This window comes from Pseudomonas morbosilactucae (assembly GCF_023241665.1).
GTDB lineage: Bacteria > Pseudomonadota > Gammaproteobacteria > Pseudomonadales > Pseudomonadaceae > Aquipseudomonas > Aquipseudomonas morbosilactucae.
Genome location: NZ_JALQCX010000024.1, coordinates 42,016 through 61,617, shown reverse-complemented (window position 1 = coordinate 61,617; position 19,602 = coordinate 42,016). Strand labels below are relative to the sequence as shown.

13 protein-coding genes are annotated in these 19,602 nt (G+C 62.8%); 8 read left to right on the top strand and 5 right to left on the bottom strand.

Annotation, left to right across the window (positions count from 1 at the left end):
• Nucleotides 1–34 precede the first annotated feature (34 nt).
• Nucleotides 35–1,102 (top strand): aromatic ring-hydroxylating oxygenase subunit alpha, encoded by a 1,068-nt coding sequence (locus tag M1B35_RS13850; RefSeq protein ID WP_123333150.1) that lies wholly within the window; start codon nucleotides 35–37, stop codon nucleotides 1,100–1,102.
• Here M1B35_RS13850 and M1B35_RS13845 read toward each other — a convergent pair.
• Nucleotides 1,099–2,013 (bottom strand): LysR substrate-binding domain-containing protein, encoded by a 915-nt coding sequence (locus M1B35_RS13845; RefSeq protein ID WP_123333149.1) that lies wholly within the window; start codon nucleotides 2,011–2,013, stop codon nucleotides 1,099–1,101. The two genes, M1B35_RS13850 and M1B35_RS13845, sit on opposite strands and share 4 nt — an antisense overlap.
• Before the next feature lie 199 nt (nucleotides 2,014–2,212).
• Here M1B35_RS13845 and M1B35_RS13840 point away from each other — a divergent pair, with 199 nt between their 5' ends.
• The 5 genes from M1B35_RS13840 (at nucleotide 2,213) to M1B35_RS13820 (ending at nucleotide 9,990) form a co-directional block, all read left to right on the top strand.
• Nucleotides 2,213–2,962, top strand: coding sequence for an SDR family NAD(P)-dependent oxidoreductase (locus M1B35_RS13840; RefSeq protein WP_123333148.1), 750 nt, complete (start codon nucleotides 2,213–2,215; stop codon nucleotides 2,960–2,962).
• A gap of 98 nt (nucleotides 2,963–3,060) precedes the next feature.
• Nucleotides 3,061–4,359, top strand: coding sequence for an MFS transporter (locus M1B35_RS13835; protein WP_123333147.1), 1,299 nt, complete (start codon nucleotides 3,061–3,063; stop codon nucleotides 4,357–4,359).
• A gap of 18 nt (nucleotides 4,360–4,377) precedes the next feature.
• On the top strand, nucleotides 4,378–5,226 hold the full coding sequence (locus M1B35_RS13830; RefSeq protein ID WP_123333146.1) for a transketolase: 849 nt from the start codon (nucleotides 4,378–4,380) through the stop codon (nucleotides 5,224–5,226).
• Nucleotides 5,223–6,245 (top strand): transketolase family protein, encoded by a 1,023-nt coding sequence (locus tag M1B35_RS13825; protein WP_123333145.1) that lies wholly within the window; start codon nucleotides 5,223–5,225, stop codon nucleotides 6,243–6,245. The genes M1B35_RS13830 and M1B35_RS13825 overlap by 4 nt, the downstream gene beginning before the upstream one ends.
• Nucleotides 6,246–6,834: 589 nt before the next feature.
• Nucleotides 6,835–9,990: an Ig-like domain-containing protein gene (locus M1B35_RS13820; RefSeq protein ID WP_268262223.1), complete on the top strand. Its 3,156-nt coding sequence runs from the start codon at nucleotides 6,835–6,837 to the stop codon at nucleotides 9,988–9,990.
• A 61-nt stretch (nucleotides 9,991–10,051) separates the two neighbouring features.
• Here M1B35_RS13820 and M1B35_RS13815 read toward each other — a convergent pair whose 3' ends face one another.
• Nucleotides 10,052–12,010 (bottom strand): GMC family oxidoreductase, encoded by a 1,959-nt coding sequence (locus M1B35_RS13815; protein WP_268262222.1) that lies wholly within the window; start codon nucleotides 12,008–12,010, stop codon nucleotides 10,052–10,054.
• A 12-nt stretch (nucleotides 12,011–12,022) separates the two neighbouring features.
• Nucleotides 12,023–14,530, bottom strand: coding sequence for a hypothetical protein (locus M1B35_RS13810; protein ID WP_268262221.1), 2,508 nt, complete (start codon nucleotides 14,528–14,530; stop codon nucleotides 12,023–12,025).
• A gap of 342 nt (nucleotides 14,531–14,872) precedes the next feature.
• On the opposite strand from M1B35_RS13810, the gene M1B35_RS13805 reads away from it, so the two are divergent.
• The gene (locus M1B35_RS13805; RefSeq protein ID WP_268262220.1) at nucleotides 14,873–17,491 is read left to right on the top strand and encodes a patatin-like phospholipase domain-containing protein; all 2,619 of its coding nucleotides are present in this window, start codon (nucleotides 14,873–14,875) and stop codon (nucleotides 17,489–17,491) included.
• Between the two features lie 57 nt (nucleotides 17,492–17,548).
• On the opposite strand, the gene M1B35_RS13800 is transcribed toward M1B35_RS13805, so the two are convergent.
• Together M1B35_RS13800 and M1B35_RS13795 are read right to left on the bottom strand one after the other, a co-directional pair.
• A complete protein-coding gene (locus M1B35_RS13800; protein WP_268262219.1) occupies nucleotides 17,549–18,136 on the bottom strand; it encodes a glutathione S-transferase family protein in 588 nt (195 codons plus the stop codon).
• Nucleotides 18,133–18,561 (bottom strand): VOC family protein, encoded by a 429-nt coding sequence (locus tag M1B35_RS13795; protein WP_268262218.1) that lies wholly within the window; start codon nucleotides 18,559–18,561, stop codon nucleotides 18,133–18,135. The genes M1B35_RS13800 and M1B35_RS13795 overlap by 4 nt, the downstream gene beginning before the upstream one ends.
• Before the next feature lie 114 nt (nucleotides 18,562–18,675).
• Between M1B35_RS13795 and M1B35_RS13790 the strand changes: the two genes are divergently transcribed.
• Entirely contained in the window at nucleotides 18,676–19,578 is a 903-nt protein-coding gene (locus M1B35_RS13790; protein ID WP_268262217.1) for a LysR family transcriptional regulator, read from the top strand.
• Nucleotides 19,579–19,602 lie beyond the last annotated feature (24 nt).

Below are 19,602 nucleotides of genomic sequence, written 5' to 3'. Positions count from 1 at the left end.
TGACCCGAGCAAAGATCGCTCGCCGGAGAACCCTATGACGACGTCTACCCTGCCCCTTGCCCATGACATTGCCCCGGCCGCCTTGCCGAGTTTCCCCCTCGATCAGTGGTACGTCGCGGCGCTCGGCTGGGAGCTGAAGGATCAGCCCATTGGCCGCACGTTGCTGAACAAACCGGTGGTGCTCTTTCGCACCGCCGATAACCAGGTTGCCGCACTGGAGGACCGTTGCTGTCACCGGGCCCTGCCACTGTCCAACGGCACGCTGGAAGAGCGAGGCTTGCGCTGTGGCTATCACGGCCTGCTATTCAACCAAGGGGGGCAATGCATTGAAATCCCCGGCCAGGACAAGATTCCGAGCAAAGCCAAGGTGCCCGCTTACCACGTCCGGGAGCAGGACCAGATCATCTGGATCTGGTTTGGCAGCGCCGATCATCCGCAGCCGACATTCGCACCGCCGACCTATGACGTCCACAGCAGCGGTAAATACTTGTTCGACGGGGATGTCTATCACTACGACGCGCCCTATCAACTCATCCACGACAACCTCATGGACCTCAGCCACCTGGGCTACGTCCATTTGCGCACCATCGGCGGTAACGCCAGCATCCACATGAACGCGCAGATGAGGGTGGACGGTGACGAGTCGATGGTCCGCGTGGTTCGCCATATGCCCGACTCCGTTCCGCCGCCGACCTACACCGCGGCCTACCCGTTCAAGGGCCACGTCGATCGCTGGCAAGAGATCGAGTTCCACATCAATCACCTGCGCATCTGGACCGGCGCGGTGGACGTGGGCACCGACGACCTGAACAACCCCGATCGCGCCGGTTTCCATATGCGTGGTTTTCACGGGGTGACCCCGGAAACGGAAACCACCAGCCACTACTTCTGGACCATGGCCACCAATCCAGAAACGGATCCTGAGGCCGTCAAAGCCAAGGTGGTCGAGCAGACCATGCTGACGTTCGACGAAGACAAGCTGGTGATCGAGGCGCAGTACCAGAACATGTGCCGCTTCGGCACACGGCCGATGATCGATATTCATGTCGACGTCGGTGCCAACCGTGCCCGCAGAATCATCGAGCGACTGCGCGGCGCCTAATAAGCAAAATCATGCCCCAACTCTTTCTGCATCCACTCCAGAAATCGCCTGACCCGTGGAAAGTTGGAGTGGGCCCGGGGGAATACCAAGTGGTGGGCGGTGATGGCGGCGCTCAAGTGCGGCAGCACTTCCACCAACGCCCCCCGCGCCAGATAGTCTTGCGCCAGCAGCGTGCTTTCAAGCGCGAAACCGAGCCCGTGGCTGGCGGCCTCCAGCGTCATGTACGAGCGGTCAAAGCTGAGGGTGTAGGGTTTTTCTGGGCGTGACATACCGTGCTGGGCAAACAACTGCGGCCACTTGACCAATGTCGCTTCCGACAGAATCAGATTGCTGTCCAGCAAGTCCGCAATCCCCCCGATCGGGCGCTTTTCCAATAGTTTGGGCGAGGCCATCACCGCAATGTTTTCATCGCCTATGGTCCGCACTTCGTAACTGGGCCAGTTGGGCATGCCATGGCGGATGTCGACATCAATCTTGTCTCGGCTGAAGTGCAACGACTCATAGGAGCACGACAGATTGAGCTGAATATCGGGATGCGTCAGGCGAAACTGTTCCAGGCGTGGCATCAGCCACAGCAGCCCAAAACTGGGTGATGAATGCAGGCGCAGACAATCCAGGCTGACGTCACTGGTGGCGCGTTCAGTCGCTACGGCCAGGCTGTGCAGGATGCCCGAAACCTCCTTGAGGTACTGCTCACCTACCGGTGTCAGTGTCACGCCGCGGGCGGTTCTGAAAAACAGCTGCCGGCCGATCATCGCTTCCAGTTTGGCCAACTGATGGCTGACCGCCGAGGGGGTCAGGTCGAGCAATTCGGCCGCCCGAGCGACATTGCCAAAGCGTGCTGTCTGTTCAAAGGCCTGAATAGCTTTCAGGGGAGGCAGTAACGCAGGAGCATCGCTGGAATAACGCATGATGACAGTGACTCCGCTGCAAGTGGCATGGGCCGGGCATCTGGCTATTCAAGCATTCGAGCAAAGACATGGCGAGTGCTGAATTTTTTTCAGCACCCAATGAAACCCACGTCATTGCTCAAGGTGGGCCCGGAAGACAAGCTGAGCCATCGATTCGTAACGAGTCGAACCAATAAAAACAATCTGAGGTGCTCCTTCCATGCTTCTTCAAGGCAAAGTCGCCATCATCACCGGCGCCGCATCCGCTCGCGGCATTGGCCGGGCTACCGCCACCACCTTCGCGCAACACGGTGCTCGTGTCGTCATCCTGGATCTGGACGAGGCCGCCGCACGTGATGCCGCCGCGTCCCTGGGCGAGGGCCATCTGGGCCTGGCGGCCAACGTCGCGGACGAAGCGCAGGTACAGCGCGCCGTCGCCCACATCATCCAGCACTACGGCCGCATTGATGTTCTGGTCAACAATGCCGGTATTACCCAACCGCTCAAGACCCTGGATATCCGGCCTTCCGACTACGACAAAGTGCTGGACGTCAGTCTGCGTGGCACCTTGCTGATGTCGCAGGCGGTGATCCCGCTCATGCGCCAACAAACCTGCGGCAGCATCGTGTGCATGTCCTCGGTTTCCGCCCAACGGGGCGGCGGCATTTTTGGCGGCCCACATTACAGCGCTGCCAAGGCGGGCGTATTGGGCTTGGCCAAAGCCATGGCCCGGGAGCTGGGGCCGGACAAGGTTCGCGTCAACTCCATCGCGCCGGGCTTGATTCACACCGACATCACCGGCGGCCTGATGCAGGACGAGCGCCGCCACGCGATCATCGATGGCATCCCCCTGGGGCGCCTGGGTGAAGCCCAGGATGTGGCGAATGCTGCGTTGTTCCTGGCCAGCGACTTATCGTCCTACCTCACCGGCATCACGCTGGATGTGAACGGCGGCATGCTGATTCACTGATGACACCTGGCGGGCCCCACGGCCCGTGCGGATCTGGATCGACGACGCAGCCAGGCCTACGGGCCTGGCGGTCAATAAAAACAAGAGATCAGACCATCATGACAACCCTGTCGCTCGAAGCGGTTTCGACCGTGCGCTCCAATGCCTACCGTAAAACCGCCTGGCGCCTGATGCCTTTCTTGATGCTGTGCTACCTGTGCGCTTATCTAGACCGGGTTAACGTCGGTTTTGCCAAGCTGCAAATGATGAACGACTTGGCACTCAGCGAAACGGTCTATGGACTGGGTGCCGGCATGTTCTTTATCGGCTATTTCCTGTGCGAAGTGCCGAGCAACATTATCCTGCACAAGGTCGGTGCGCGGGTCTGGATCGCACGCATCATGATCACCTGGGGCATCATTTCCGCGTTGTTCGCCTTTGTCGAAACCGCTTGGCAGTTTTACGTGCTGCGCTTTCTGCTCGGCATCGCCGAAGCCGGTCTGGCACCTGGCCTGTTGCTGTATCTGACCTACTGGTTCCCTTCCTACCGACGCGCCCGCATGACGGTGCTGTGGTTTATCGCCATCCCGCTCTCCGGCATGGTCGGCGGCCCGCTGTCCGGCTGGATCATGACTCACTTTGCTGGGGTACACGGCTGGGCCGGCTGGCAGTGGATGTTTGTCCTGGAAGCGATACCAACGGTCGTGGTCGGGTTGCTGGTGTTGAGCTATCTGAAGGACGGTGTGCATCAAGCCACTTGGCTGGACGACGATGAAAAAGCGCTCATCGCCAAAGAGCTGGCCGAGGACAACCAACAGAAAGTCACCCATGCCTCTGTGGGGGAGTTCATTCGTGACCGCCGTCTTTGGCTGCTGGCCTCGATTTACTTCTGTGTGGTCATGGGCCAGTACGCCATCACCTTTTGGCTACCGACCCTGGTGCGCAACGCCGGCGTCTCCGATCCGCTGCACATCGGGTTCCTCACCAGCCTGCCCTACCTCTGTGCCATTGCGGCGATGCTGCTGGTGGGGCGCAGCGGTGACAAACACCGTGAACGGCGCTGGCATCTGATCGGCCCGATGATTGCCGGCGCCTTGGGTTTGACCTTGGCCGCGCTGCTCGGGGGCAATGTGGTGCTGTCCATCCTGAGTCTGTGCCTGGCGGCGTCCGGCATCCTGTCTGCCTCTTCCATGTTCTGGATGCTGCCTACCACCCTGCTGGGAGGTGTTTCCGCCGCCGCAGGCATCGCGGCAGTCAACAGTTTCGCCAACCTCGCCGGCTTCTGCTCGCCCTACCTGATTGGCTGGATCACCACGCAAACCGGTTCCAGCGCGATCGGCATGTATTTGATCACCGCCGTGCTGATTGGCGGCGCCTTGCTGGTACTGCGCATTCCCGCGGCCCTGGTCAATCGTTGATTTATAGGAGTTTTCAGCATGACGACTAAACCCTCATCCGCTTCAGCCAAAACCCTGGCACAGCGCGCTCACAACATCCGCCGCCACGCCTTGCGCATGGGCCAGGTTCAGGGCCAGGGCTATGTCGGCCAGGCACTCGGGGCCGCTGACCTGCTGGCCGTGGCGTATTTCCATGGGCTGAGCTATCGGCCCGAAGACCCTGAATGGGAACAGCGTGATCGTTTTTACCTGTCCATCGGCCATTACGCGATCGCACTGTACGCCGCCCTGATCGAAGCCGAGATCATTCCGCTGGATGAACTGGAAACCTACGGCGCGGACGACAGCCGCTTGCCGATGTCAGGCATGGCGGCCTACACCCCGGGCATGGAAATCACCGGCGGCTCGCTCGGCCAGGGCTTGGGCATTGCCGTCGGCGCGTGCCTGGGTCTGAAGCGCAAAGCCTCGCCCTCCTTCGTCTACAACCTACTGTCGGACGGCGAACTGAACGAGGGTTCGACCTGGGAAGCCGTGATGTCAGCCTCCCATTGGAAGCTGGACAACCTGATCGCCATTGTCGACGTCAACAACCAGCAGGCCGACGGCCACTCCAGTGAAATCCTGTCGTTCGAGCCCATCGTCGATCGCTGGCAAGCGTTTGGCTGGTTCACGCAGCGTGTGGATGGCAACGACCTGGACGCGCTGGTCACCGCATTCGACGCCGCACGCAATCATCCCGGCCAGCAACCCCGGGTGATCATTTGCGATACCAAAATGGGCAAAGGCGTGCCCTTCCTGGAAACCCGAGAGAAAACGCATTTTATCCGCGTGGAAGAACACGAATGGGATCAGGCACTGAACAACCTTGAAGAAGGAAACAACCAATGAGCAACGCCGCTGACACTCCGACTTCAACGGGCGAACCGGCTAAAAAGCGCCTGACCACCTCGGCCATGATTGCGTCGATTGCCGCTGAAGGCCAAGCCACGAAATCCGCGCCCTTTGGGCACGCCCTGGCGGCCCTGGCGGAACAACGTCCAGACATCGTGGGCCTGTCCGCCGACCTGTCCAAATACACCGACCTGCACATTTTCGCCAAGGCTCATCCCGATCGCTTTTATCAAATGGGCATGGCAGAGCAACTGCTGATGAGCGCGGCCGCGGGAATGGCCCGTGAAGGCTTTGTTCCTTTCGCCACCACTTATGCCGTGTTTGCTTCTCGTCGCGCCTATGACTTTATCTGCATGGCCATTGCCGAGGAAAACCTCAACGTCAAAATCGTTTGCGGCTTGCCGGGCCTCACCACCGGCTATGGCCCAAGCCACCAGGCCACAGATGATCTGGCGATCTTCCGCGCCATGCCCAACCTGATGATTGTCGACCCCTGCGACGCCCTGGAAATCGAACAGGCCGTGCCCGCCATCGCGGCGCACCAAGGTCCGGTGTACATGCGTTTGTTGCGCGGCAATGTCCCCCTGGTACTGGACGAGTACGGCTATCAATTCGAGATTGGCAAGGCCAAGACGCTGCGCACTGGCAACGATGTGTTGATCATCGCCACCGGCTTAATGACGATGCGCGCCCTGGAAGCGGCCAAGCAATTGCAGGCAGACGGTATCGATGTCGCCGTGCTGCACGTGCCGACAATCAAGCCACTGGATGAGCAAAGCATCCTGGCGGAAGCCAGGAAGCCCGGCCGGCTGGTGGTGACTGCAGAAAACAGTTCGGTGATCGGGGGGCTGGGTGAGGCGGTTGCGACGGTATTGCTGCGCAACGGCGTAACGCCCACCTTCAGGCAGATCGCCTTGCCCGATGCCTTCCTCGATGCCGGCGCATTACCCACGCTGCATGATCGCTACGGCATCTCCACGTCGATGGTCTGTGCCCAGATCAAAGCCTGGCTCTGACCGGCCTCGCCTAGCATTACCCAAAGGCATCGAGCCTGAACCACAGAAAAAGCTCCATCTCATAAATCGGGTGGAGCTTTTTTTCATAAAAAACTTTTTCTGAATACACCGTTCAGCCCCCTTCACACCGTCTCAATGACATCCCCTCAGACAGGTGCATCACGCCCACAAGAACAGGCATAATGCCATCACTTTCCGGTCATGCTCCGGACCCTCGTTTTCAACCCTGACTCGGCAAAAAAAGGCGCTTTTGGCTTCGTTCGAAGCTGTTCAAAGGGGCGCCTGGCAACCCTCCACTGTGGAATTCATCTTGAGTTTTTCATTTTCTTTCAGCGGCAAACCAACCTTGGGCGCGGGCAGCAAGTACGGAGGATGGCCGTGGCGGTCGGTCCTGGCTTTGTTGCTTATGTTGAATGCCGGTGCGGCTCATGCGTTATCGACCGCGTGCTCAACCCTCAATTCGACCAGTGGCACCACCTCTTATATCGTCAGGTTTGCGAGTACGGACTTTGCTGCGGGTGAAAGCATCAGTTTTTCCTACGAGGACAACGGTCAAGACCCCGGAACCAATCCGACAACCTCCAACATCGTGAACATCAAGTCGCGCAACCTGGGCACTGTTTATTCCGATTACCGGAGTTCCACCCGAACCCTGGGCATCCAGACCCCGAGCGTCTCGGCCAGCCAGTTGGCGGCGGGTGGGCTGTACCTGCAGATTGTCGCCGGGACCTATATCGGGCCCGTCACCATCAGTTGCACCGGGGCCGTGGCCGAAGTCACCCCGGTGGCCGGCGCGGCGACGGCCACTGTGGCCGCCAACAGTTCAAACAACCCGATCACCTTGCCCATCACTGGTACAGCCACCGCCGTGGCCGTCGCTTCCGCGGCGGCCCACGGCACCGCGACGGCGTCCGGCACGTCGATCAGCTACACCCCCGCCGCCGGTTACTCGGGCGCGGACTCGTTCACCTACACCGCGTCCAACGGGGCAGGCACCTCTTCTGCCGCCACCGTCAGCATCACCGTGTCGCGCCCTACCCTGGTCATCACCCCCTCCTCCGGGGCCTTGCCGGGTGGGCAAGTGGGTGCGAGTTACAGTCAGGCGCTCAGCAGCTCGGGGGGCACCGCGCCCTATAGCTATTCGGTGACCGGTTTGCCAGCAGGCATCAGCGTGAACCCGTCCAGCGGTGCCCTGAGCGGAACGCCGACAGCCACCGGCAACTACAACCTGTCGGTCCTGGCCACGGATGCCAACGGCGCCACCGGATCGGCCAGCTACACCTTGGCCATTGCCCCGGCGCCACCGGTTGCGGGGGCGGTGTCGGCGACCGTGGCCGCCAACAGCAGCAGCCAGTCGATCACCCTCAACCTGTCCGGCGGCGCGGCAAACTCAGTCGCTATCGCCGGGGCCCCCAGCCATGGCCAGGCGACGGTTTCGGGCTTGTCCATCCTCTATACGCCCACACCGGGTTTCTCTGGGGCGGACAGCCTGAGCTACACCGCCACCAATGCCTCCGGCACCTCGGCGCCCGCGACCCTCAGCATAACGGTCACCGCCTCGGCGCTGGTCCTGAGCCCGGCCAGCGGCCCATTACCCAATGGCCAAGTGGGCGTGGCCTACAACGAATCAATCAGTGCCACTGGGGGCGTTGCGCCCTACCACTACAGCGCCACGGGCCTGCCCAACGGCCTCAACCTTGACCCGTCGAGCGGGCTGATCAGCGGCGTCGCCACCCCAGCCGGCCACTTCAGTGTGGCGCTGAGCGTCAGCGATAACGCGGGCGGCTCTGGCTCGGCCAACTACACCCTGGACATCGCCGAGCCGTTGCCGGTTGCCGGGGCGGTGTCAGCCACGGTGGCGGCCAACACCTCGAACAATGCGCTGACCCTGGTGCTGTCAGGCGGCACTGCGACCGCCGTCACGGTGGTCACCGCGCCCGCTCACGGCCAGGCCACGGCCAGCGGCACCAGCCTCCGCTACAGCCCCAACGTCGGTTACTCGGGGGCCGACAGCTTTACCTACAGCGCCAGCAATGCCTCGGGCACCTCCGCGCCGGCCACCGTCAGCATCAGCGTTACCGCGCCCTCATTGGGCCTGTCGCCCGCTGCGGGCTCACTGCCTGCGGCGACGGTCGGCACAGCCTACAGCCAAGTGTTCAGCGCCTCTGGTGGCGCCAGCCCTTATCGATTCAGTGCTTCAGGACTGCCGGCGGGCCTGAGCCTGGACCCGACTTCCGGAAGCCTGACTGGCACCCCGACCACCGCAGCAACCGTGAGTTTTTCAATCGTCGCGACCGATGCCAACGGTGTGCCGGTGAGTGCCGCCTACAGCCTGGTCATCAACGGCAGCGCGCCGCAGGCGGTGGACAGCACGGTCAGCCTGGGCGCCGGCCAGAGCGTCAATGTGGACCTGGGGGCCGGTGCCACCGGCGGGCCCTTTGTCTCGGCGACATTGCTTGATGTGCCGCCGTCGAGCATGGGCACCGCGCGCCTCAATGGCCTGAAGTTAAGCTTCACCCCGGCGGCTAACGCCAGCGGGACCCTGACCCTGCGCTACTCCTTGATCAACGGTCAGGGCCAGTCGGTGACGGCAACCCTGACCATTCAAATCACCCCGCGCAAAGACCCCAGCCAGAACGCGGAAGTGGCCGGCATGGTGAACGCCCAGGCCCAGAACGCGGCGCAGTTTGCCAAGGCCCAGATCAGCAACTTCAACGACCGCCTGGAGCAATTGCACGGCAAGGATGGCCACCGCAACGCCTTCAACCTGCGCTTTGCGCTCTCGCCGGCGGAGTCCGCACAGCCACAGCCTGACGATGGCCTGGGGATTTTCCGCTCGCTGTCGGCGTTGCAGGCCAAGGATGACCAATGGGCCCTGCAGCGCGCCACCGCAGCCCCGGCGGCAGACTCGGCGCCAAGCCAAGACCTCTCGCTCTGGACCGGCGGTTATGTGGACTTCGGCAAGAGCCAGCGCAGCGGTGCCAAAGTCAGCAATACGCTGATCGGCATCAGCGGTGGCATGGACTATCGGCTGTCCCCGTCGCTGACGGTCGGCGCAGGCATTGGCTTGGGCAAAGACAAGAGTGATATCGGCTCATCCGGCACCACCAGTCGCGGCGACGCCTACAGCGCCGCGCTGTACGGCAGTTACCACCCTGGCCCGGTGTTCCTCGATGCACTGCTCGGTTACAGCTGGCTGAGCTTCGACAGCGATCGCTATGTAACGGACAGCGGTCGTTACGCCCAGGGCAATCGTCGGGGCGATCAACTGTTCGGTTCCTTGAGTTCCGGTTACGAGGCCCGCGGGCAACATTGGCTGCTGTCGCCCTACGCTCGCCTCGACGCCTCCACTACTTGGCTGCGGGCATTCAGCGAGGCCGATGCCGGGGCCGACAACCTGGAGTACGCCGACCAGCGCCTGTCCCTGCTATCGAGTGTCGCCGGCTTGCGCGGGCAGTACGGTATTCCCCTGGGCTGGTCCTACCTGAACCTGCGTTCGCGCCTGGAATACAGCCACACCTTCAATACGGACAGCACCGCCCGCATGGGGTACGCCGATATCGGCGACCTGGCCTACTCCCTGCGCACCGAAGGGCTGAGCCAGGACACCCTGTCTGCTTCGCTGGGCGTGGACTTTCTCTGGCTGTCCGGGCTGAGTACCGGGATCGGCTACCAAGGCACGCGGGCATTTGGCGACTCCTCCCGTTCGGATTCGATCTCCTTCAGGCTGGCCCACCGGTTCTGACGAATCGAGAGGCTCATAAAAAGACCGAGCGGCATAACCGCTCGGCCTTTTTACTCCGGGCTCAGCGCCTGGGCCCGACCATCGCCTCCACCGTGGTCGATCGGCTGTCCGTGCAGGCAGCGGCCGGGCTGCTGGTCCGTGCCGCCTGCGGCCTGGGCCTAGACGCATCCTGCAAGATCACCTGAGCGGCTTTTTCGGCGGCGACATAGATCGAGGTGACAATAAAGAACCCCGGGATTTTCGGAAAAATCGAGGCATCCACCACCCGCAGGTTGCCCACGCCGCGCACCCGGAATTGACTGTCGAGCACCGCCATCGGGTCGTCCGCCGCCCCTATGGGGCAGGTGCAGGAGGCATGATGCCCCCAGGCCTGGTTCATCACGAACTCCTTGAGTTGCTCATCGGTTTGCACCGCCTCCCCGGGCAATTCTTCACAGGCGATCAGCCCCGCGTCTTTCAACGGTTGGGCCAGGTTGCGCACAAACTTGATGGCTTCCACCACCGATTGCAGGTCCTCACCCTGGGTGTCATTGCCCTCCTCGAAGTAACGGAAGTTGATCAGCGGCGTGTCGGCCGGGTCTTTTGAGCGCAGGGTGACGTAGCCGGCGCTGTTGTTGGTATGGGCCTTGAGCACGGCCCAAGTCAGGTAGTTCAGGTGGTCGACAATCAGCTTTGAATAACCGGGGAAATAGCCGCGAAACAGTGCCAGCAAGGAGAAGCAGAACAGGTCGGGCAACGGCCGCTGCTTCAACGACTTCTTGATGATCGCCAGCACTGCGCCGTTGGTGGCATAGACCCCGACCTTGCCCTTGGCCCACTCCTCGTACTGCGGGTCGCCCTTGGCGTAGCGCGCACCTTTCAGCACCCCCCAGTGTTCGAAGTTCATCCGATTGACCACCCCCACCTCGTAGCGGTCCTGCAGGTTGCGCCCCACCCCCGGCAACTCGACCCGCAGCGGAATCTCCATGGCCTCCAGGGTGTCACGCGGGCCGATGCCCGAGAGCATCAGCAGTTGCGGGGTGTTGAAGGCCCCACCGGCGAGGATCACTTCACGGCTGGCACGCACCTGGCGCAATTCGCCGCCAGGGTTACGCGGCAAGGTACAGGCGCGGTACAGCCGCGCGCCCTTGATGTACTCCACGCCGTAGGCGCGCTGCTGGTCATCGAGCAACACCCGGGTCACCAGCGCATCCAGCTCGATGTGCAGGTTGTTCGGGAAACGCTGTTGCACGTCCAGCAGGCGCTCGCGGGTGCCGTTGCGATGGTGCTTGCGGGTGGCCAGCGGCGGATAGCGCAGGCCGATGGCGTCGTCGCGCACCAGCCGCCAGTCGTTGGGATCGCCCACGCCCTGCAATTGCCAGCCGATGCGTTTGAAGGTTTCACCCAGGGTCTTGAACGCCTGCTCGGCGGACTTGACGATGGAACGCACCAGCGACAGGTCGTCGATCACCGCCTCCGGCACGGTCTTCTCCACATGCAACCAGCCCTTGAAACCATGCCGCGACGGGTTGATGCCAAACCAGGAAAGAAAGCGCTGCACCGGCCGGTGACGGCAGTTCTCCAGGCGCTGGAAATGCTCGCGCATGGCGCTGGCCTTCCACGACGGGTCGCCGGTGATCTGGGCAATGTGGTCCCAGTCCTGGTTGTGCGGGTAGACGGTGATCATCGCGTTGTGCGCGGTGCAGCCCCCCAGGCAACTGGCCCGCGGGTACAGCACCCCGTCGACGGTTTCACCCTGGAAGGTCCGGGTGAACTTGGGGTCCTGCAACTGGCGGGCGTCATTGCTGTAGTGGCGGACGAAAAAGTCCCAGCGCATGGCGTCGTTTTCGGTGGAACGGGGGTGAAACGCCGGCACCTGGTACTCCTCCGGCAATCGCGGGGCCGTGCCCGACGCCACCGGGTCGCTGCCCGACTCCAGCACCAGCACCTTGCGCCCCTGTTCGGCCAGGCGCGCGGCAACCGTGCCGCCCCCGGCCCCGGAGCCCACCACGATGTACTCGTATTCCATGTCGTTGTTCATCGCCGTCCATCCTTAGAAGGTTTTCAACAGGGCGATCAATGCCCGTTTGTCTTCGTCACTCAGGCCTTGCTCACCCTTGAGGAAGCCGGTGCCGAAGTAATGGCCCTTGTCCACCACGTAGTCCGGGCACTTGCTCACCGCCAGCAGCGGCTGCACCAGGCGCGCGAAGACCTTGCGGGCTTCTTCGTCGGTGGCGCCGGCCGGCAACTGCTTGAGGTCATGCTTGATCTTCAGCAGCAGCTCCAGCACCTGGGCGCGTTTTTCCAGGTCGATGTTGGACAGCAGGCCCACCGGCGTACCTTGCGGGATCGGCCCCAGTTGCACGCCGTCATCGTCGAACAGCCACGGCAGCCAGCGGCTGACCAGCCCTTCCAGGTCTTGCAGGAATTTCGGCAGGTAGCCGCTGTTGACCCGCAGGTAGCTGGTTTCACTGGTGACGTCGATGGTGCCCGGGTGGGTCTTGCCGGAACGGGTCATGACCTGGAAGTTGCCTTGGCGTTTTTCCGGCCACAGCAGCATCTCGATGGCACTGTCGAAGGACGCCATGCGCTCCTCGACCCCGCCCTTCCATTCGAATTTACCCAGGCTGTTGTTGAGCAAGAGCGGCGCGGTGGACCACAGGCTGATCAGCGATGCAGGCCGCGTGTAACCGCGCCCGCCGGCCGGCATCGAGTATTCCCGAGGCTCACCCGTGTAGGGGTTCTGCACCAGGATCGAGCCCACCCCCGGCAGTTGCTTGTAGGACTGCGAAGAGAAGTTGTCCCAGATATTGCCGCCCAGGGCGTTGGTCGCCAGCGGGCTGCAGGCGTTGGTTTCCAGCAAGGTGACCGGCACCCGCAGTTCGGTGGAGAGGTAGTTGTCGGTGAGGAACTTGTCGTCCTTGACGATGGCGCGCATGGCGTCCTTGAACTCCGCGGTCTCGCTCCAGCGCCAGTAGTTGTTCCAGCACTGCAGGTAGCCGTTGTTCACGCAGCCGTTGTCGGGGAAGAAGCTCCAGGCTTTTTCCGGCAGCTTGCTGGAGTGGCAGCGGGCGCAGGTGTCGGCAAAGACTTCCTTGCCGCGCTCCAGTACCGCCGCCGGCTCACTCAGGTGCGCCGCGCCGCCGGGGGCGTCTTTCAGGTAGTCCGGCGTGGCCGAAGCCAGGAAGAACAGTGCCAGGTCCGGCGTCTGCGCCTCGTTGGCGTTCCAGTAGGAGGAGTTCTTGCGTGCCACGTCGATGCGGAACGGGGTGATCGGCTTGCCGCCAATCAATGGCCGGAAGTGTGTCGTCCACTCCTCGCTGTACAGGCCGATATTGATGAACACCCGGTTCAACGCACCCAGTGCGCCCACCGAATCGGCACCGTCCTTGAGCACTCGCGGGGTGAACACCGTGTCCGGTTGCTTGTAGAACTGCGCCAGTGCGCTGTCCGGCGTGACGCCGGGCACCTCGTTGAACTGTCTGTTGTTGAGCCCGCCACCAGCGAGTTTTTCCTTGCCCAGGTGCGCCGCCACCTCGATGCGCGCCTTGAGGTTGTAGACCGCGTTCATGGTACGCGGGTTGTTGATGTAGTCGGTGGAGACGAACGAGGTGTCCAGCGCCCCCGGCCGCGAGGTGTGGAACAACTGGTACGGGAAGCTGCTGGGGTCCTGGTTCCACATAAAGATCCGGTCCACCCAGAAATACTGCGCCCCCGGGTTGGAGTTGAGGTTGGCCCAGGCCGGGCGTTCGTAATCCTGCGGCGGGTTGGTGGGGTTGGGCCCCACATGGCAGAAGCCGCAGGACATGCCCACCCGATAGGGTTTCACCAGCTTGCTGTCGTTGTAATAGCTGGGATCTTCGTAATAGCGCTTGGGGTCCCATTTTTTCTGCGCGTGCTCGTCAAAGTTCGGGTTGGGGAACAGCCGCAAGCCGACGATCCCGGTGCCGTAACCGTAATAGGAGCCCACCGGCAGGTTCTTGCCCCGCGCACCGATCTTGACGCCCGGGTATTTGCTTTCGTTTTCAAAGGGGTCGGCGGCGCAGGACGGCTCGCGGCTGTCGAGCCACAAACCGAAGCGGTCTTGCCGGGGGCCGTCGCCCTTGACGTAGCAGGGCTCGTTGACCACGCCCAGCACTTCCCAGCGTTTATCGCGATTGAAGGCCAGGCTGGGGTGGTTGGAAATGGTCTTGAGCAGGTCGAGGTTACCGACACTGTCCCGCGAGAGTTTGTCCCACAGGGCATCGTTACCGGCGGTCCAGACAATCCAGTTGTTGCGCCCACGGGCGACGGCCTCGACGGCCTGCTGTTCGGTAATCCCGGGGATGAAGGGGGACAGGCGCTCCACCAGCAGCGGAGGTTGTTTGGAGACGCCGTAGTCCATGTCGGCGTAGTAGTCCTCGTCGGCGCCCTTGAGGCTGGCGGCATCACGGCCGACGCATTTGGCTTCGTCCAGGCGCTCGCCGGGTTTGTCGCCGCAGGGGTTTTTCGTTTCGCTGTTACAGCCCTGTAACAGCACCAAAGGAAGGAAAAGACTCAACATCAGCTTCACAGGTTTCATGCGCTGCTCCTTGCACGTGTGCAGACCGTCCCCTCTGTCCTTGGGGACACGTTATATGCGGCCGGTCCTTTTTCTGCTGGCCGAATAACCGACTACCTGCGCTCCGGGCCGGTGAACCACGGCGCGCCAGTCACGTTACAACTCCTTACAAGCGCCAATACTAGGCCATCTGTACAGGGGGCAATGATTCCATTTCGCGATCAAAAACGCCGGCTAATCGCGAAAAGTGTCTTTTTGCCACTATCGCAGTCCAGGCCTTGATCCGGGGGCTGGCAACTGGTTATTTTGCTGCTTTGACTTAGGTGTCGAGGACCCTTCCCCGGCCCCTCACGAGGACGACACATGGACAAGGAACCGTCCGCTTCTTCGGCACAGGACGCTCAATTCAACGCCGAACATGCCCGTATCAATCAACGCCGGGAGCTCCTGGGCCTGGCGCCCAAACCCAGCGGACACTGGGCCGTGGCCCTGTCCGGTGGCGGCATCCGCAGCGCCACCTTCTGCCTCGGGGTGCTGCAAGCCATGGCCAGGGCCAAGGCGCCGAACACCGATAACCCAGCTCCCGGCATTGGCAAGCGCCTGCTGGCGCAGTTCGACTACCTCTCCACTGTCAGCGGTGGCGGTTACCTGGGCTCGTTCTTCGGCAGCCTGTTCCTGCCCGGGCGCCTGCGCCAACAAGAGAACGCCCAGGTCGTGACCAGCCCCGAGGTCAAGGCCGCCGAAGAAGCCTATGAAGTGCTGGATTTCGAGCCGCCGGGGCGCATCCACACCAGCACCGACTACGCCAGCGCCCCGGTGGGCGAAGCGCCATTGGCCTGGTTGCGGGAAAACGGCCGCTACCTGACCCCGGGCGGCTCCGGCGATCTGTTCTATGTGCTGGGCCTGTCGCTGCGCAATCTGCTGGCGGTGCACTTCGTGATCGGCATTCCGTTGCTCTGCACCCTGGCCCTGGCCACCTGGTTGCAGGTGTTCATCTACAACAGCGATCTGTGCTCGCCGGTGGCCGCCCTGCTGCCCATGGGCCTGGTGACGGCGCTGTGCGGCTCGCTCTGGTGGCTGCCGGGGGCGTTGATCCTGCTGTGGGTGGTGCCGCTGATGATGGCGTTCTGGATGGTCTACTCGCGCAAGAATCAGGACGAGGCCGTGCGCCCCTGGAATTGGGCGACGCTGCTGTACAGCGCTGCCGGAGCCCTGTTTATCGGCCTGGCTTTTGCACCCTGGGGAATGGACGAGGAACTGCGGGCCATACTCCTGGCCTGTGGGCTGATCAATTGGCTGGGGGTCTTGACCTGTATCGGTGTGGCCCTGCACTTGCGCGGCCAGTCCAACGCCGACGAGGCCCTGGCCTGCAACAACTGCGTGCGCACCTATCGGGTGCGGGTCACCCGCTACCTCGGCCAGGCGCTGATCGCTACCCTGGTGCTGGGCTTCTTCGCCCTGGTGCCGTGGCTGACCGAATGGATCTACCTCAGCGAGCAACGCGCCCAATTGATGTCGTCAGCGGTGGCCTTGCCGCTGCTGGTCGGTGCCATTCGCACCCTTTCCACCCTGCTTGACGACAAAGCCCTGCCCAGTTGGCTAAGCCGTCTGCCGTTGAGCGTGATCGCCGGTGTGGCCGGCATCGCGATCTTTATGCTGGTGGCCTTGATTTGGGGGCTGCTGGTGCAGTTTGTGCGCTACCAGGGCCTTGAAACCGACAGCCAGACCCGCCTCGGCGTCCTAGTGCTGGTGGCGTTGCTGTTGAGCTTGGGGGCGGGACGCTTTATCGGCTTTCTCAACCAGTCCTCACTGCAGTCGTTCTACAGCAGCCGCCTGGCCCGCGCTTACCTTGGGGCCTCCAACGGCCTGCGCTTCAGCGGCAAGACCCGCAAGATCCGCAAGCAGCGGCTGAGCGTCGCCGAAGCCCTGCCCGGTGATGACGTCCCCATCGAGCAGTACTACGCCGCGACCACCTGCGCGCCGGTGCATTTGATCAACGTCACCCTGAACCTCACGGTCGACCCGGCCGAACAACTGGTGCAACGCGACCGCAAGGGCAAGCCGTTGTGCCTGGCCCCCAATGGCAGCGGTGGTGCCGCCAGCGTCAGCTACATCCTCGACGGCGAACCGCGCCAGCGCTCGACCCAGCACAAGTGGCTCAGTGAGATCTACCAGCCCCTGGGCCTGGCCCACTGGGTGGCCACCTCCGGTGCGGCCATCTCCACGGGCCTCGGCCGGGCCACCACACTGGGCACCTCGCTGTCTTTTGGCCTGACCAACCTGCGCCTGGGCACCTGGTGGCCGAGCAACTTCCTGGAGCCGGGCGAACAGGCCGGCAGTGGCCGGCACTGGCGGGACAAGTTCTGGGCCACGGTCTTCCCGACCCAGGCCTACCTGTTCTATGAACTCACCGCGCACTTCCATGGGGTGCGTCGCGACTACCAGTACTTGTCCGATGGCGGCCACTTTGAAAACACTGCCACCTACGAGCTGATCCGCGATGGGCGTCAGATTGAACTGATCGTGATGTGCGATTGCGGCGCCGACCCGACCTACCAGTTCGACGACCTGGCCAACCTGATTCGCCTGGCCCGCATCGACCAGGCCCTGGAAATCGAAGAAGACCAGGGCGTACACAATGTGAAGGCACTGGCGCCCTACTTCGGCCATACCCATAACTTCACCAACCCTGGGCCGGATGACAGCCTGCGTTGCGCCATGCTGTTCAACGTGGTCAACCGCCAAGGCCAGCGCACTGCACGGATCCTGGTGCTCAAGCCGCGCTTGATCGCCGGGTTGCCGGTGGACGTGCTCAACTACGCCAACGCCCATCCGACCTTCCCCAACGAAAGCACGGCCAACCAGTTCTTCGACGAGGCACAGTTCGAAAGCTACCGGCAACTGGGTCTGCAAATCGGCCAGACGCTGTTTGGCGCCGGCCAGTCGACCGCCGTGTCCGAGGCCTTGTGGGAATACCTCTAGCGCGCTGACGGGCTTGGCCGGCATCCGCGCCGGCCAAGCCGTTCTCTTAGCCCCCGTTCAGGGTTTGGCCAAGTAACCGGGCAAGGCCTCGACCCTTTCAATCCAGCGAGCAACGTGGCGATACGGCGTGAGGTCCACGTCGCCTTCCGGGGCCAGGACCACATAGGGGTAGACCGCGCACTCGGCAATCGAGGGGCGGCCGATGGCCAGCCAGTCGTGGTGTTCCAGGTGCTGGTCGAGCAGCGCCAGCGTCTGCGTCGATTTGGCCTGGGCCTGGGCCAGGTCCAGCGGGTAGCCGAACTTCTTCACCAGTCGCGCCGCACACAGGCTGTGCTGAACCTCGTTGCTGGCGAATGACAGCCACTGAGCAATCTCCCCCTGGCCCTGCGCGTGCCCCGGCCACCAGGCCAGGCCGGCGTATTGCCCGGCGAGGTAAACCAGGATCGCCTGGGAGTCGCGCAGCACCACCGAGCCGTCCTCCAGAATAGGTAGCTGGCCCAAAGGGTTCAGCTCAGAAAGCGGTGGCTGTTTGTGCGCCCCCGCCAGAAAGTCCACCGCAACGGTCTCCAGTTCAATGTGAGCCAGGGACGCAAACAGCCTGACTTTGTAGCAATTGCCGGACGCGTGCAGATCGTAGAGTTTCATTTCCCACCTCCATCGACGAGTTGATTGAATTCCAGGACATTGCCATCCGGGTCGCGAATAAACAGCGCAACCCTTCGCGGGCCGATGGCGTGGGGGCCCTGGGTGATGCGGATGCCCTGCTCGCCCAACCAGGCCTGCAAGGCTTCCAGGTCATCGACCACAAAGGCCGGGTGAGTGATGCCGGGCAGTTTCACTGGGGCATCCAACAGCACGTTGTGAGCATCAGGCACCCGGGCCGCATTGAAGATCAGGTTGATCCGCACGCCATCGGCACTGAGCATTTCGTTGGCTTCGTGCTGGGTAAAACGCGCGCTCTCTTCAAAGCCCAGGGCCTGGTAAAAAGACAGGGCGCGGGCTTGCTCGCTGACGCGAATGCCGATGTGGTCGTATGCGAGAATCCGCGCGGGGTTGGGTCGTTGGCTCATGGGATGAAGCTCCAGTGGACGTCAGTGCTTGAAGTGTCATCCAGGGGGCGGGTTTCACCTATGCTGCGAACCTGACAAGACCTATGCGGTCATCGCACAAATCAAAGGGTGGTAATGGACAGGCTCAAGGCAATGGCCAATTTCGTGCGCATCGTCGACAGCGGCAGTTTGAGTTCGGCGGCCGATGCGACCGGGCAATCCGTGGCGTCCCTGGTGCGCTCGCTGGCGGCACTGGAGCGTTATCTCGGGGTGCGCTTGTTGAACCGCACCACACGGCGCATGGCCCTGACCGCCGAGGGCGAGGAATACCTGGCCTGGAGCCGGCGCATGTTGGTGGACTTCGCGCAAATGGAACAACGGCTGGAGGCTCGCGATGGCCGCGTTCGTGGCTTGCTGCGGATCACCGCCCCGGTGGAGTTCGGCCAGCGTTACCTGGCGCCGCTGGTCAACGGATTTCTCAACGAGCATGAGGCCATGACCGCCGAGTTGATCCTCAACGATCAGGTCGTGCCCTTGCTGGAGGACCGTCTTGATCTGGCGCTGCGCATCGGCCACCTGCCTGACTCAGCGATGGTGGCGCGCCAGGTCGGTGCCACGCGGCTGGTCACCTGTGCCAGCCCGCACTATCTGGAAGCAGCCCCCGCCCTGCACGACCCGGGATCGCTGCACGAGCACCGCTGCATCACCCTCGCCTCCCAGGGCCGGCAGTGGTACTACCGGCACCCGGATAAGGAGCGGGCTGAAGACATCGCCCCACGGCTGGTGTGCAACCAGATTCGCGCCGCCAGCCTGGCCTGCGTCCAGGGCCTGGGGATCACCCGCTTGATGCACTACCAGGTGGCGGACGAACTGGCGGACGGACGCTTGATCAGGGTTTTGCGGGACTTCGAACCCCTGGACCTGCCGATCCAACTGGTTTACCCCCACTCCCTGCAACTCTCGCCTCGGGTGCGAGCGTTCGTCGACTGGGCCTGCCCGCGCCTGGAACAGCTGACGCCCGATCCCGAGGCGGTCTAGGTCCAGTACAGCGCTCCTCGGGGC

What these genes read in the sequence shown, in the direction of transcription:
- M1B35_RS13800 (WP_268262219.1), bottom strand. Translation starts at nt 18,136, where the DNA reads ATGAAACTCTACGATCTGCACGCGTCCGGCAATTGCTACAAAGTCAGG.
- M1B35_RS13835 (WP_123333147.1), top strand. Translation starts at nt 3,061, where the DNA reads ATGACAACCCTGTCGCTCGAAGCGGTTTCGACCGTGCGCTCCAATGCC.
- M1B35_RS13815 (WP_268262222.1), bottom strand. Translation starts at nt 12,010, where the DNA reads ATGAACAACGACATGGAATACGAGTACATCGTGGTGGGCTCCGGGGCC.
- M1B35_RS13840 (WP_123333148.1), top strand. Translation starts at nt 2,213, where the DNA reads ATGCTTCTTCAAGGCAAAGTCGCCATCATCACCGGCGCCGCATCCGCT.
- M1B35_RS13795 (WP_268262218.1), bottom strand. Translation starts at nt 18,561, where the DNA reads ATGAGCCAACGACCCAACCCCGCGCGGATTCTCGCATACGACCACATC.
- M1B35_RS13850 (WP_123333150.1), top strand. Translation starts at nt 35, where the DNA reads ATGACGACGTCTACCCTGCCCCTTGCCCATGACATTGCCCCGGCCGCC.
- M1B35_RS13845 (WP_123333149.1), bottom strand. Translation starts at nt 2,013, where the DNA reads ATGCGTTATTCCAGCGATGCTCCTGCGTTACTGCCTCCCCTGAAAGCT.
- M1B35_RS13825 (WP_123333145.1), top strand. Translation starts at nt 5,223, where the DNA reads ATGAGCAACGCCGCTGACACTCCGACTTCAACGGGCGAACCGGCTAAA.
- M1B35_RS13790 (WP_268262217.1), top strand. Translation starts at nt 18,676, where the DNA reads ATGGACAGGCTCAAGGCAATGGCCAATTTCGTGCGCATCGTCGACAGC.
- M1B35_RS13830 (WP_123333146.1), top strand. Translation starts at nt 4,378, where the DNA reads ATGACGACTAAACCCTCATCCGCTTCAGCCAAAACCCTGGCACAGCGC.
- M1B35_RS13805 (WP_268262220.1), top strand. Translation starts at nt 14,873, where the DNA reads ATGGACAAGGAACCGTCCGCTTCTTCGGCACAGGACGCTCAATTCAAC.
- M1B35_RS13810 (WP_268262221.1), bottom strand. Translation starts at nt 14,530, where the DNA reads ATGAAACCTGTGAAGCTGATGTTGAGTCTTTTCCTTCCTTTGGTGCTG.